The organism is Alishewanella jeotgali KCTC 22429 (assembly GCF_000245735.1).
Taxonomy (GTDB): Bacteria; Pseudomonadota; Gammaproteobacteria; order Enterobacterales; family Alteromonadaceae; genus Alishewanella; species Alishewanella jeotgali.
The window spans coordinates 71,548-85,824 of sequence record NZ_AHTH01000048.1 but is presented as its reverse complement, the minus strand read 5'-3'; the positions used below and the strand labels follow the sequence as shown (position 1 = coordinate 85,824).

The following is a 14,277-nucleotide window of genomic DNA, read 5'->3' as shown; positions in this document are numbered from 1 at the left end:
CGGCTAGGGCTTTTGCATAAAACTGGAATGGCTTTGCAAATACTCGAAAAACCATTCAATGATAAAACCAAATTCGGGGATCAATACCGATTGTCGCCACCAGTCACTGCTGGCAGCCGGAGTGAAGGCATCAGCAAAAAATAACACCGCACTGACTACCAGCACGCCACGTAGGGCACCAAAAATCAGCCCGAGCAGTCGATCGGTGCCGGACAGTCCCGTCGATTGCACCAGCTTGCTAATCAGATAGTTAATTAAAGCACCAACAATCAGTGCGCTGATAAACAAAATGGCGATCGCTACGGCGTTTCTGATGGTGTCGTCGGTAAGGTTAGTGAAAAAGCTGGCAAGATGCGGATAGTAAGAGCTGGCAATAAAGAAGGCGGCGATCCAGACGGTCAACGAGATAGCCTCTTTTACGAAGCCCCGGACCAGACTTATCACGGCGGATAAGGCAATGATCGCCAGAATGCTGAAATCAATCCAACTCATTTGCTACCAAAGGATGCTTATTGACGGCGCGCATTCTACCAAATTGCGCCGTGCAATAGCTAATTATTTTCCGCTGGCTGGTAATTGCTAATCACCAACCGCTCTACGCCGGTAAGCTGGCGTAGCTTAGGTAATCCCTGCTCCAGCTTTTCACGGCGAATTTCCGGGCCAACGAAGACACTGGTTAGCTGCTGGCCACTGGCGTTAGTAATATCACGGGTAAAGGTAGCAAAACCTTCCTGGCGCAACTTGGTCACCAGAGCATTGGCATTTTGACGGTTACTAAAACTGCCCACTCTGACAACCCAGGCAGCCTGATTCAGCGCTGGCGTGGAAGCTGATGGCGGGTTAGCCGCCGGCTGACTTACCGTAGTAGGTGCCGGAGTTGTTGCAGTCTGAGTTTGCGCTTGCCCTGCCGCATCAACAGTCACAGTCGCAAATTGCTGTGACGGCAACTCCGGCCGACTGGCCGTTTGTTCGTCCAACGGCACCTCATCTTGATCCGTATGCAGCTCTGTGACGGTTTGTGCTTGTGTTAAGGCACTGTCATCAAAAGGGGTAACCTGCTGCACGCCTGCAAACTCCGGGCGCTCTGGAATGACCTGAAAATCATCCTTCACCACCTGCTTTTGACCGTCCAGCAGATCCGGCAAAAATATAATCGCCAGCATCAGTAAAATACTGGTACCAAGCAAGCGATGTTTAAATTTTGCACTCATTCTTCCTCCCGCGACAGCGCCAATACGCCGGCAACAGTAACAAAAGATCCAAAAACAACCAGCAAATCCGTCGCGGCCATGGCATCACGAAGCTGGGTAAATGCCTGGGCCACATCCTGATGTTGCGTTGCCTGCACGGTCGGTAATACCGTGTCTAGCGCCGCTGCCAGTTGCTCACTACTGGCTCCCCGATTACCGGGCAGGCTGACAAGATGCCACTCATCGATACAGGTCGTCAAGGGCAGTAGCGCCTGTGGCAAATCCTTATCTTTCAGCATACCCACCAGGCCAATCAGCCGCGGATAGCGCTGGCGCAGTTGTTGTAGCTGGCTCGCCAAATAAGCCACCGACTGCGGATTATGCGCCACATCAAGCAGTACTGCCGGTTGTTGTTGCAGCCACTGCATACGTCCGGGCAGGCTAAGCCTGGGTAACGCCTCTGCCAATAACGCCGACTCAGGTAATACGCCCAGTTGCTCCAGTACCGTCAGCGCCGTAGCAACATTCTGTAGCGGCACCGCCGGTATCGGTAAACCACTACGCTGCTGTTGTCCCTGCCAGCTCCAGCTATCTGCCTGTTGTTGATAATAATAATCGCGATTGATCAGCAGCAACTTAGCCTGCGTCTGCAGTGCAACGGCACTGACGCTTTGCGGTAGCTGCAGGTCACCACAAACAGCAACTTTATCAGCGCGGAAGACACCGGCTTTTTCACGCCCGATACTTTCCCGATCCGGCCCCAGAAATGCCTGATGATCCAAATCGATGGTGGTAATAACACTGATATCAGGATTAACGATATTAGTGGCATCCAGGCGGCCGCCTAAGCCGACTTCAATCAAACAAAAATCCGGCTGCGCCGCACGCAGGATGGTAAAGGCCACCAGGGTGGTAAATTCAAAGTAAGTTAGCGGAATATCCTGGCGTAAGCTTTCGACCTGCTGAAAAGCACTCAGCCAGGCATCATCTGCCACATCCTGGCCATCGATACGTAAACGCTCATTGAAGCGCAGTAAATGCGGTGAGCTGTATACGCCTACCCGATAACCCTGCGCCAGCAGCAATTGCTCCAGGGTGCGCGCTGTGGTGCCTTTGCCGTTGGTGCCGGCAATCAGGATAACCTTGCCAGGCAAAGCAGCTAAGTTACCGCGGCTGGCAACTTCGGTTACCCGCTGCAGACCCAGTTCAATTTTATCAATAGGATGGCTTTGTTCAATATAACAAAGCCAATCGGCCAGGCTATGGCACGATTGGCTGGTCAACGGCTGGACAGACATAACTCTCCGGAATGCATTACTCCGACTGTGGAGCAGGTAATTGCATAAACTTCGCTAAAAGTCGGGCAATTGTATCGCGCATTTTCCGCCGGTCAACGATCATATCAATAGCACCGTGCTCCAACAGGAATTCGCTGCGCTGGAAACCTTCCGGTAGTTTCTCGCGTACGGTTTGTTCGATCACGCGCGGACCGGCGAAGCCAATTAGTGCCTTGGGCTCACCGATATTGATGTCACCCAGCATCGCCAGACTGGCCGAAACACCACCCATAGTCGGGTCAGTTAATACCGAAATATAAGGCAGCCCCTGCTCACTCATCCGGGCCAGCGCAGCACTGGTTTTCGCCATTTGCATCAGCGAGAACAAAGCTTCCTGCATCCGGGCACCACCACTGGCAGAAAAGCAGACAAAGGGGATTTTATGTTTTAGCGCATATTCAACGCCTGCGACAAACTTAGCACCGACGACAGAAGCCATCGAACCGCCCATAAATTCAAATTCAAAAGACGCCGCCACCACAGGCATACCGTGCAGGGTGCCGTGCATCACTACCATCGCATCTTTTTCATTGGTTTCTTTTTGGGCAGCGACAATCCTATCTTTATACTTCTTACTGTCTTTAAACTTTAATAAGTCTTGCGGCTCTAACTCAGCCGCCAGCTCGGTAGTTGAGTGCGTATCAAAAAAATGCTGTAAACGGCTGCGGGCAGAGATCCGCATATGATGATCGCACTTCGGGCAAACCCCTAGATTACGATCCAGATCGGCTTTATACAGTACCGCATCACAAGAGGTACACTTGGTCCACACCCCTTCCGGAATATTACGGCGATCTGACGATGACGTTCTGGGCAGAATTTTTTCTAACCAACTCATAACCTTTTCCTAATTTGGTGATTGCCGGCTTATGCGGGCAAAAAATACGCTAAAACCATCGAAATGGCGAAAATGCGGCTATTAAAACACAAATCAAGCAGGGCAGAATACATAAAACTGGTCTTAGTAGTGCGCCGTGCTACCCAGCGTTCAGGTCGGTGGCAAAAATAACGGCCCCAGCTCAACCTGCGGTATCGCATAGTGCGCGGGATAATCGACCTCAACCAGATACAAGCCCCCCGCTTTCGCCGTTGCTGCCGCCTGGGTACGATCCCGACTGGCCAGCAGTTGTGCCAACCACACAGGTGGCTGCCGCCGCATGCCGATTTCCAATAAGCTACCGGTAATATTCCGCACCATATGATGTAAAAAAGCATTGGCCTTGATATCAAGGACAATATAGTCACCAAAGCGTTCAATGCGCAGATGATGCACATTGCGAAACGGCGTTTTCGATTGACACTGGATGGCACGAAAGGCGCTGAAGTCTTGCTCACCTAACAAAGCCGGCGCAGCTTGTTGCATCAGCGCAATATCCAGCTGCTGATGATAATGACTGAGCCCGGCTCGCAGAATAGCCGGCCGATGTTTATGATTGTAAATTACATAACGGTAACGGCGCGCCGTGGCGCTGAAGCGGGCGTGAAAGTCATCCGGTACAACCTTGGCCCAACGCACGGCAATTTGATCCGGCAGCTGGGCATTGGTACCCATCACCCAGGCTTTTTCATCCCGCACCGCGTCGGTATCAAAGTGCACCACCTGACCGGTGGCATGCACACCGGCATCAGTTCTGCCGGCACAAAAGAGTTCTACTGGCTGATTGGCCACTTTGGCAAGTGCCGTTTCCAGTTCCTGCTGCACGCTATTAACTTCGCGCTGACGTTGCCAGCCATAAAAGCTGCTGCCGTCATATTCAATTCCTAAGGCTATCCGCATCTTGGCCCCTACTAAAATTCGGGGCTAGTATAACCCAGCGAGCGTCAGTTACCTACTCTGGCCGCAGCTGACGTGCTTCGTCCTTAACATGCTCAGGTGCCGCTGAGGTCAGGATTTCATCAATCAGCAGGGTTGCACTTTCAGGTTCATCCATCTCGATGTAAGCCCGTACCAAATCTAACTTGGCGGCGAAGCCATTATCTTCCTGATCAACATCCATCTTGGTATGTTCACCGATAATATCGGCAAATTCATCCAAGCCAACATCCACATTCAGCTGTTCAAAACGACTGTCGTCGTTATCAGGTTGTTCCAGCGCCGATAACAAATTATCAATTTCAACAAAATCTTGCTCTGAAATAGCTTCATGCTGCAGTCCATTCGCCTCGGCGTTAAACAGGCTACTACTCGCATTATCAAGCAGCTCAGACTCGGCATCAGTGTCCGCATTGACACCTGGCTCAACTTGCTCTAACTCAGTTAGTAACTGCTCAAACTGCGCGTTTTCCAGATCTGTGAGATTGAATTGCTCAGGAGTCAGCTCCGTTATTGAATCTTTACTCGACGCTTCGTCAGGATCTGTTGTTAATTGCTCCAACTGTCTGGAAAGCGCCTCTAACTGACGCTCATCGTCTGGATCAAAATCACTGAGGTCAAGCTCCGGATATTCTTCCAGCATTTGACTCGGATTTTCCACCGATAGCGATGCCTCAGTGGGTCGAATAACACTACTGTCTTCGGCAGCGGCCAAGTCCAGATTTAACTCAGTCTCTGCCTCCAACTCCGTATCTTGCTCAATATCCACATCGGTTAAACCAGTAATTGGCTCCAAGGGAAATTCATCTAACTCTAACTCAGCCTCTGCAGTATCGCCGGCTGAGTCCTGATGTTCGCTGTCACTCGCAGGGATTTGTGATGGTTCGACTGCAAATTCATTGGCTTGATCGATGCTTACATTCTGTTCTGCGGCCTGAACCAAAATGTCATCGAGCTCGCGCTGCAACATTTCCTCATCCTCACTTTGGATCAGATCATCTTCTAATAGCGGTGAGGATTCCTCTGCAGCTAATTGCTCGGCAAACGCTTCCAACTCGCTGCTGTCAAATTTAATGTCGTCAGATGCCGCTAACCCAAGTTCATCATCCCAAGTCGTATCCATCAGCGCATCTCTCGACTCTTCAAGTTCAGAAGCCACTTCCAATGGCGCTTTGGATGGCTCAGGCGAGAGGGTCAGAGGATTTGAGAGCTGCTCTTGAGCCGGCTCAATCTCGCTTGAGCTGGCTTCAGGCCAATCCAGCTCGATCTCTTCCAGCAGATTATCGATATCGTCCTGATCTGTCAGACTTAGGTCAGAGTCTGCTTCGGCTAACTCTGGCTCAGGTATATTCTCAGTATCCGCCAACTCGATAACTTCTTCATGCTCATCATCTGCAGCTAATAGAGAAGCTAAATCTGTGTCAGATAAGATATTGTCGGCATCGAAGTGCAGTTCATTTGCAGCCTTAGCAGTACTGGCTTCCGCGGTATCAAGGGTTGTCAGTCCATCATCTAGGTTGAAGGAGTCACCCTGGACATCGTCTAGTAAGTCAGTTTGCAGGGGATCATGCTCGTCAAGCTCATCCAATAAAATATCATCACTGAAATCTGGCAATTCATCATCGCCCATCGGGGTCGATTTACCCGGCGTAACAGCAGGCTCAAAGGCGTCATCCAGCAAACTATCATCCAAAGTGAACAAACTATCGTCAAAATCCTGACTATTGTCCAAAGGTGGAACTGGCGATTGATAGCCGGCAGTAGCCACAGGCTCTTTTGTTGCTGCCGCTATGACTTCTTCCGTCTTCTTACTCCGTCGTTTAATCCAGAATAACAGCCCCAGCAAAGCCAACAACGCTGGCGTTGATGCAGCCAGCGCCCAAGTAAGTGGATTAGCCATCAGTTGACTCAGGGTGCTCTGCGGCGCCTGCTGCGCAGCTAACTCTGCGAGCCGGCGTTGCTCCTGCTCAGCCAAGATCTGTTGCTGTTGTTGAAGTAATTGGTTCAGTTGCGTTTGCAACAGGCTATCTTCCGCCAACTGAGCCTTTAACCCCTCTAACTCTTGCTGCAGTCGACCAAGAGAACCACGTAACTGCTCATTTTCGCGGGCAATGCCTTCAATCAATAGCATTGAGCTTTGATAGTTATCTTTTAGCGTATTTAACTCGGTCAGTGCTTGTTGTTGCACCTGATTAGGTTTAGCGGCTTGCTCGCGCGCCCGGGCTCTGGCCTCTGCTTCACGGCGGGTACGCTCCGCCCAGGCCTGATCATCCAGTTCGGCTTTACGTCTGGCTTGCTCGGCATCGACACTGCGAATTTCCCGCAAATCTGGCAGGATTAAGATCGCGCCCGGCCGTAAATGATTAAAGTTAGCGTCATTAAAGGCACCAGGGTTTTTCAGAAACAGCGCGTACATCACCTGATAGGTGGTCACGCTATCGTTGGGCTTAACCTGCTCGGCAATCCGCCATAGGGTATCGCTGGCCGTTAGCGGGCCAAACTGTTGCTGGATAAAGGCATTATCGCTGCTTTTCGGGCCACGGATCTGCGTTGGCGTACTTTGCGAGAACGCAAACGTCGAAAAATTGACAAGCAACAATACTAATAAAATACGAACGGGCATCAGTTTTCCTTAGCCGAGCAACCAGACTCACGTCATTAAGCCAAACTTTATTTCAGAGCTATGCAAACAGCGTTCCATCATTCTCAAAGTCAGCCCGACAACTATAATGCAGATGCACGAAACTGACCAGAGGCGAGCCTCTGTTACCAAGCACCGTTGCCGTTATCACCGCCAAAACAAAAACAGGCCGCAAATGCGGCCTGTAACAGTAATATACTACTTTACGATTATCTGACTACAGATAGTCACGGATCAGCACTTCGGCGATCTGAATACTGTTGGTGGCAGCACCTTTACGAATGTTATCGGCCACAACCCACATATTTATACCATTTTCATGTGATAAATCCTGACGGATGCGGCCAACAAAGACGTCATCCTTACCGGTAGCACTGCAAACCTGGGTTGGGAAGTCGGCATTGTTTTCCAGTAATACCACACCCGGCGCATTGGCCAGCAAGGCTTTCACCTGCTCTGGCGAAATCGGCATCCGCGTTTCGATATGCACCGCTTCGGCGTGACCATAGAATACCGGTACCCGCACTGCAGTGGCATTAACGGCGATGCTGCTGTCGCCCAGAATTTTCTGGGTTTCCCAGTGCATCTTCATTTCTTCTTTGGTGTAACCATTTTCCAGAAACACATCAATCTGCGGAATAGCATTAAAGGCAATTTGCCGGGCAAACTGCCCCTTCTCATCCAGTGGCCGGCCGTTCATCAGCTGCGCGGTTTCGCTGGCCAGGGCTTCCACTGCCGATTGTCCGGCCCCACTGACCGACTGATAAGTCGCCACATTGACCCGGCTAATGCCAACAGCATCATGGATTGGCTTTAACGCCACCAACATCTGAATCGTTGAACAGTTGGGGTTGGCAATAATATTACGGTTACGGTAATCGGCAATGGCCTCTGGGTTAACTTCCGGCACCACTAATGGAATATCTGCCTCATAACGGAAATGGGAGGTGTTATCAATCACCACACAGCCCGCTTCCGCGGCTTTAGGGGCGTAAATCGCCGAGACACTGCCGCCGGCGGAGAATAAACCAATCTGCGCCTGGCTCCAGTCAAAGGTTTCAGCATCCAGCACCGTCAGTTTTTTACCCTTAAAAGTCACAGTACCGCCGGCCGAGCGGCTGCTGGCCAACGGGAACAGCTGCGCAACCGGAAAATCACGCTGCTCCAGAATTTCAATTAAATGTTGGCCGACCAGACCGGTCGCGCCTAAGACTGCGACATTGTATTGCGACGCCATGCGATGCATCCTCTTAATTACTGACGACTAAAGCCTAAAGAGTCAAGCCAGGCCGGTAAAGCCGGGCCGCTCAGTTGTAGCGCACTGTACTCGCGCCTCGCAGGATAAGACTTTCTGAGCCAGTCAAACCCGTTACCTGTTATATGATACCGGAACAAGGCATCATCCCGCCGCACATCATATAACATCCTGGCGAGATTTTGGACATCTGGAAGCCCAAAATTAGCGGAAAGTTGTAGTTTTTCCATTGCTGGCACCGGCAAGAGCGCAGCCAGACTCACCCGGGGCTGCTGTTGCAGCAGTTCACAGCAGCGCTGATACAGCATTTCAGTGCCCCGCGCCTTGCCTTCGACACTATGACCGGCAATATGAGCTGTAGCCAGATCGCAATAAGGCAGCAACGGTAACAAGATATCCGGCTCCTGTTCCCAAACATCCAGCACCAGCGGCCGACGTTTGCGCTGTTGCGCCGTTAGCAGCGCCTGATTATCGATCACGGCGCCACGCGAGGCGTTGATCAGGGCGCAGTCGGGCTTTAGCAGCGCCAGGTGTTCGGCATCCAATAAATGGTAGCTGGGATAAGGCCCGTTTTTTTCAAGCGGGGTATGAAAACTAATGATATCGGCCTGCTGACACAAGGTGGCAAAATCGGTATGTGGAAAATCCGCCTCTTGCGCAGCACGCAGCGGATCACAGAGCAGCAGCGGGATCCCCAGCGCCTTTGCCGCGGTTGCTAAACGCTGGCCGATACTACCGACCCCGACAATACCCAGCACTTTATGCGGCAATGACCACTGATAACGCTCAGCCAGAAACCATAAACTACTAAGTACATATTCCAGCACCGACTGGGCATTGCAGCCGGGCGCCGAACTAAAACTAATCTGCCGGGAAGCTAAATAATCCGTATCAACATGTTCAGTACCGATAGTGGCCGTGCCGACAAAACGTAAGCGGTTATTCTGCGACAGCAAGCTGGCATTGACTGGCGTCACCGAACGCACCAGCAGGATATCGGCTTCGCGTAATACCTCAGCCTGTACGTTACGACCATCAAAGGTCGTCACCTCGCCAAGGTCGGCGAAAAACTCGCGCACCAGCGGCATATTTTCATCAGCGTAAATGTTCATTATCGGCCCCGTTGTTCGGATGCGTGCATTCTAGCAAGAAAAGTCGTGTCGCAAGAACTGAACTTGAGCAAGAAAAAAGGCGCTGATGTCAGCGCCTTAAGTGATAACAGCTGCGGTTAGCCGTTATGGCGTTGCATTACGCTTTATAACGTTGCATTACCCTTTGTAACGTTGCATTACCCTTTGTAGCGTTGCATTACTAAGGTGGCATTGGTGCCGCCAAAGCCAAAGCTGTTCGACATCACGGTATTTAAGACTGCGTCGCGGGTTTGGGTCACGATATCCAGACCTTTAGCCGCCTCATCCAGCTCACCGATATTGATCGACGGCGCAATAAAGTTATGTTTTAGCATCAGCAGCGAATAAATGGCCTCATGCACACCGGCCGCACCCAGCGCATGACCAGTCATCGCCTTAGTCGCACTGATGGCCGGGGTTTTGCCGGCAAAAACTTCCTGGATCGCGCCCAGCTCTTTGACATCACCCACCGGGGTGCTGGTGCCATGAGTATTCAGATAATCAATAGGTGCGTCCACGCCCTGCATCGCCATTTGCATACAACGTACGGCGCCTTCGCCGCTTGGTGCCACCATGTCATAACCATCTGACGTCGCGCCATAACCGACAATTTCCGCATAGATGGTAGCACCGCGCGCCAGCGCATGCTCTAACTCTTCAACCACGACGATACCGCCACCACCACTGATGACAAAACCATCACGGTTGGCGTCATAGGTACGCGAGGCTAGTTCTGGCGTGTCGTTGTAACGGCTGGATAAGGCGCCCATCGCATCAAACTCCATCGCCAGCGTCCAGTGCACTTCCTCACCACCACCGGCAAACACAATATCCTGTTTGCCCAGTTGGATCAGTTCCATCGCATGACCGATACAGTGTGCACTGGTGGCACAGGCTGAACTGATGGAATAGTTGACGCCTTTAATTTTAAAGGGCGTAGCCAGACAGGCCGAGCAGGTGCTGGACATGGTTTTCGGCACGGCATAGGGGCCGACCCGTTTTACGCCTTTTTCACGCAGAATATCGGCCGCTTCAACCTGAGTTTTTGACGAAGCACCACCTGAACCGACAACCAGACCAACTCGCGGATGCGAAATTTGCTCATCGCTTAAACCGGCATCCCGCATCGCTTGCTGCATCGCCAGATAGGCATAGGCAGCAGCATCACCCATAAAGCGCATCGCTTTACGATCAATCAGTTCGCTGGGGTCCAGTTTAATATTGCCCCATACCTGCGATCTTAAACCCAGCTCTGCAAATTCCTCGGCGCGGCTGATACCGGACTTACCGGCTTTTAACGAGGCCAAGACCTCAGCCTGATTATTACCGATACTAGATACAATGCCTAAACCGGTGATCACCGCTCTTTTCATGCTTACTCCCCATGCCTGTCGTTACAGGTACTGAATGTTAAAAATTATCTTTGCCATGCTGCCGCCCAGTCAGGCCGCAGAATTAATACCGCAATTCTACGGACTTTCGCCGCGAAACTGGTCTGCTTTCAGCGCACAGCTGTACTCTGTTTTCAATTTTGCTTCAGGCTGCGGTAAACTACAAGATGAAATTTTGCCAAAGGTTTGTTATGTCTGCCCTATCACACGCCCGGATCCACTTTAATGAGCAAGGCACCCCGGTTGCCACTGACTTTGACGATATCTATTTTTCCAACGATGGCGGCATGGCGGAAACGGATTACGTGTTTTTGCAGCAAAACGGGTTACCTGAGCGCTGGCAAAGTCATGCCCGCCCCTGGTTTCATGTTTTAGAAACCGGCTTTGGTACCGGTGCCAATTTTTTACTCTGCTGGCAACGTTTTCGGGAGTATCGCCGCCAGTATCCGGATGCTCAGTGTCAGCGGCTGTATTTTAGTAGCTTTGAAAAATACCCGTTAAGCCGCGCCGATCTGACACAGGCATTAAGTGTACACACTGAATTAGCCCAACTTTGCCAACAGCTATTGGCCGCCTATCCACCGGCCACCGCGGGCTGTCATCGACTATTGCTGGATGGGGGCCAAGTAATGCTGGATCTGTGGCTGGGTGATGTTAATGTACTGTTGCCGACAGTGCCGGAGCAGAATCGGGTCGATGCAATCTTCCTTGATGGTTTTGCGCCAGCGAAAAACCCCGATATGTGGCAACCGGGATTATTTCAGCAGCTATTTCGCTTAAGTTATCCCGGCACCCGCCTTGCCACCTTTACCTGTGCCGGGGTGGTAAAACGCGGCCTAAGCGAAGCGGGCTTTCAGATTGCCAAAGTAAAAGGCTTTGGTAAAAAGCGCGAAATGCTGATTGCCTGGCATCCACAGCCGGCGGAGTCGTTATCCCCCGACAGGCAGCACAGCAATCCTGTTAGTGATCCTGTCACCATTATCGGTGGTGGTCTGGCAGCCTTAACCACGGCCTATGCCCTGCTGCGCCGGGGTATTGCCGTCAACTTGCTTTGTGCTGATGCCGAAGTCGCCCAGGGTGCTTCACATAATCGCCAGGGTGCGCTTTATCCGAATTTGCCAGTTAAGCTCACGCCACAGGGGTTATTTCACTGTCAGGCCTTTTGGCAAGCGCGGCAGTTTTATCAGCACTGTCAGCAACTGGGCTTAGACTTTCCGCTGGATTACTGTGGTGTGCTGCATCTGGCCAGCACAGAACAACTGGTTGAGCGGCAACAGAAAATGGCAGAGGCTGCGGTCTGGCCACAGGAGTTACTGCAATTTGTCGATGCAGCCGCTGCCACTAAGTTCGCTGGTGTGAGTTTGCAGCAGGGCGGCATCTTTTTGCCGCTGGCCGGTTGGCTGGCACCGCAAGCCTTTTGTCAGGCATTATGGCGCTACCTTAGTACCCAGCCAGGCTTTAGCAGCCAGTTTAATTGCCGGGTGGAACAACTTGAAGCCCTCTCGGATGGCTGGCGACTGCATACCGCGACAACGACACTCACCGCACAACTGCTGCTGATCGCTAACGGTGCAGAGCTGACGCGCTTAGCCCCCTTTGCCGCTCTGCCGGTAAATCGGGTACGCGGTCAGGTTAGCCATGTCGAAGCCCCGGGTCTGACGGCGCTGCGTACCGTGATCTGTCATAAAGGCTATCTTACGCCTGCCTGGCAAGGACTGCACTGTATTGGCGCCACCTTTGATCGCACAGCAGAAACGGCGCAGTTACTGGATGCAGACGATACCCAAAATATTGCCGAGCTGCGGCAACAGTTACAGACGCCTGATTGGTCTGCCCAACTGGCCGTACACTCTGCGAAAGCTGCCTTTCGGGCGACAGTGCCGGATCATCTGCCACTCTGCGGTCGCTACCGGTTAGCAGACAACCGCAAAGCTGCGCCGCTGTGGCTAAATGTCGGTCTGGGTGCCCGCGGCTTGCTGTTTGCACCGCTATTGGCAGAATACTTGGCCGCTGCCATCAGCGGTGAACCGCGGCCGCTTAGTCAGAGCACAGCGAACTTACTCAGCCCAGAGCGCTTTAGCAAAAAAGCGGCGACTTGACCCTAATTATTTGCTAGAGTTTTTATTACAGGAAACTAATCAAGGAATTACTATGTCTGGTCGTAAGTTAGGTTTCGCCGTGCTGGTATTGGCAAGCTGCCTGCTCAGTATCGGGAAGGCGCAAGCTACCGAGTTTCAGCGCATCCCACTGCCGGCCGATGCCCGTGAACAGCTGAGACTGGAACAAAAGCTGCCGGCCGTGCTGCACTTTTACAGCCGCGCCAGTCAGCAAGAATTACTCAGCTTTTACCAGCAGCATCTCGGGCAACCAAGCCTGCAGAAAGTCGTGGCAGGTCAGCTACAGCTAAATTTTCTGCGTAACGGTGAGCAAATCCGCGTGATTATCGCCGAGCGCAATGGCTGGCGCGATGTATCCTTGATGGTGGAGCGACGTTAAACAGACGGCAAGGTCGAAGCCTGCATCAGGGCTTATTGACGCTTGCAGCTTAATATTGTTGCCAAGGTTAACACGCCTTAGGGCTTTGCCATTTGCAATACTAAACGGCGGTTAACTGCCCGCCCCAGAGCACTGTCGTTCGGCGCGGCATGACGACGCTCACCAAAGCCTTCAATCTGCACTTTTTCTGGCGCGACGCCGGCAGCAACTAAGAAATCTTTAATTTTCTGCGCCCGCTGTACCGATAACTGCTCGTTCATCCAACGTCCGCCAAAGCTGTCGGTATAGCCCTGCAGATCAATCGACTCAATTTCCTGATCGTACTTCAGATACTCCGCGATCTGGCTTAAACGACGACGTGATTCTCGGGTTAGTTGATCACCACCGCTCTCATAACTTAATACCGTAAACGCAATATCTTCAAAGTTATAGGGTAACAAACCGGCGATACAGTGGCTAAAGGCCTGATACTGAGTTGGAAATTGCACCGGATTCAGAGCCGCCACCACCTTATCATAGGGGCTGTACCAATCACTATAATAAAAGGTCGGACTAAAACCCTGCTCCAGTTCGGTCAGCAAGGTCCAGGCGGTTTTCTTCGGTAAATCACCATTAAACTGCTTTAACAGTCGCATACTGGCCAGGGTTTTGGTTTTTTCGCCGGCACGCCACTGCGGGGGTACTGACAGCACCTCCGCCAGACCATAACTATCAGGCCGGCGCAGCATCTGTAATTCAAAGTCCATATTCAGACTTTTACCGGCAGCACTGCGAAACACCGCCTTGCCAAAATTCGGGATCTCATGCTCCAGCTGGCATTGCAGAGGCGTATTACTGCTTAGCTGCCAACGCGATTGCTCAATAGTGGCGGAATATTGACGCCACTGGCTGGGAGTTGCTGCCAGCTGGCTTGCCGTCAAAACCGCACTGATACTAAAGATTAGCGTTATCGCCCGCATGTACTGCCCCATTGTTTGCAAAAGAACCTCCCGCTTCGTAACGACCATAGCAAGCATTATGCCCA

At 51.9% G+C, this 14,277-nt stretch carries 13 protein-coding genes; 3 read left to right on the top strand and 10 right to left on the bottom strand.

Features of this window, described 5'->3' with window-relative positions; genetic code table 11:
- Positions 1–3 precede the first annotated feature (3 nt).
- From AJE_RS14320 to fabB, 9 genes are all read right to left on the bottom strand, one after another.
- Positions 4–492 (bottom strand): CvpA family protein, encoded by a 489-nt coding sequence (locus tag AJE_RS14320; protein WP_008951442.1) that lies wholly within the window; start codon positions 490–492, stop codon positions 4–6.
- Between the two features lie 59 nt (positions 493–551).
- Complete coding sequence (locus AJE_RS14315; protein WP_008951441.1) at positions 552–1,211, bottom strand: SPOR domain-containing protein; 660 nt, start codon at positions 1,209–1,211, stop codon at positions 552–554.
- The gene (folC, locus tag AJE_RS14310) at positions 1,208–2,488 is read right to left on the bottom strand and encodes a bifunctional tetrahydrofolate synthase/dihydrofolate synthase (protein ID WP_008951440.1); all 1,281 of its coding nucleotides are present in this window, start codon (positions 2,486–2,488) and stop codon (positions 1,208–1,210) included. The genes AJE_RS14315 and folC overlap by 4 nt, the downstream gene beginning before the upstream one ends.
- 16 nt (positions 2,489–2,504) lie before the next feature.
- Positions 2,505–3,365, bottom strand: coding sequence for an acetyl-CoA carboxylase, carboxyltransferase subunit beta (gene accD / locus AJE_RS14305; RefSeq protein WP_008607463.1), 861 nt, complete (start codon positions 3,363–3,365; stop codon positions 2,505–2,507).
- 150 nt (positions 3,366–3,515) lie between these two features.
- On the bottom strand, positions 3,516–4,304 hold the full coding sequence (truA, locus tag AJE_RS14300) for a tRNA pseudouridine(38-40) synthase TruA (protein ID WP_008951439.1): 789 nt from the start codon (positions 4,302–4,304) through the stop codon (positions 3,516–3,518).
- Positions 4,305–4,356: 52 nt separating this feature from the next.
- Entirely contained in the window at positions 4,357–6,963 is a 2,607-nt protein-coding gene (locus tag AJE_RS14295) for a FimV/HubP family polar landmark protein (RefSeq protein ID WP_008951438.1), read from the bottom strand.
- 235 nt (positions 6,964–7,198) lie between these two features.
- Positions 7,199–8,218, bottom strand: coding sequence for an aspartate-semialdehyde dehydrogenase (locus tag AJE_RS14290; protein ID WP_008607460.1), 1,020 nt, complete (start codon positions 8,216–8,218; stop codon positions 7,199–7,201).
- 17 nt (positions 8,219–8,235) lie between these two features.
- Positions 8,236–9,348, bottom strand: a complete 1,113-nt coding sequence (locus tag AJE_RS14285; RefSeq protein WP_008951437.1) for a 4-phosphoerythronate dehydrogenase — start codon at positions 9,346–9,348, stop codon at positions 8,236–8,238.
- A 176-nt stretch (positions 9,349–9,524) separates the two neighbouring features.
- The gene (fabB, locus tag AJE_RS14280) at positions 9,525–10,739 is read right to left on the bottom strand and encodes a beta-ketoacyl-ACP synthase I (protein ID WP_008951436.1); all 1,215 of its coding nucleotides are present in this window, start codon (positions 10,737–10,739) and stop codon (positions 9,525–9,527) included.
- 34 nt (positions 10,740–10,773) lie between these two features.
- Between fabB and AJE_RS18575 the strand changes: the two genes are divergently transcribed.
- The 3 genes from AJE_RS18575 to AJE_RS14270 are packed head-to-tail and all read left to right on the top strand — an operon-like array spanning position 10,774 to position 13,253.
- The gene (locus AJE_RS18575; protein ID WP_157999938.1) at positions 10,774–10,983 is read left to right on the top strand and encodes a hypothetical protein; all 210 of its coding nucleotides are present in this window, start codon (positions 10,774–10,776) and stop codon (positions 10,981–10,983) included.
- Positions 10,949–12,856, top strand: a complete 1,908-nt coding sequence (gene mnmC / locus AJE_RS14275) for a bifunctional tRNA (5-methylaminomethyl-2-thiouridine)(34)-methyltransferase MnmC2/FAD-dependent 5-carboxymethylaminomethyl-2-thiouridine(34) oxidoreductase MnmC1 (protein WP_008951435.1) — start codon at positions 10,949–10,951, stop codon at positions 12,854–12,856. Before AJE_RS18575 ends, mnmC begins: the two co-directional genes overlap by 35 nt.
- 52 nt (positions 12,857–12,908) lie before the next feature.
- Positions 12,909–13,253 (top strand): hypothetical protein, encoded by a 345-nt coding sequence (locus AJE_RS14270; RefSeq protein ID WP_008951434.1) that lies wholly within the window; start codon positions 12,909–12,911, stop codon positions 13,251–13,253.
- A 77-nt stretch (positions 13,254–13,330) separates the two neighbouring features.
- Here the strand turns inward: AJE_RS14270 and AJE_RS14265 are convergent, their stop codons facing one another.
- Positions 13,331–14,212 (bottom strand): flagellar protein MotY, encoded by an 882-nt coding sequence (locus AJE_RS14265; RefSeq protein WP_008951433.1) that lies wholly within the window; start codon positions 14,210–14,212, stop codon positions 13,331–13,333.
- Positions 14,213–14,277: the final 65 nt, after the last annotated feature.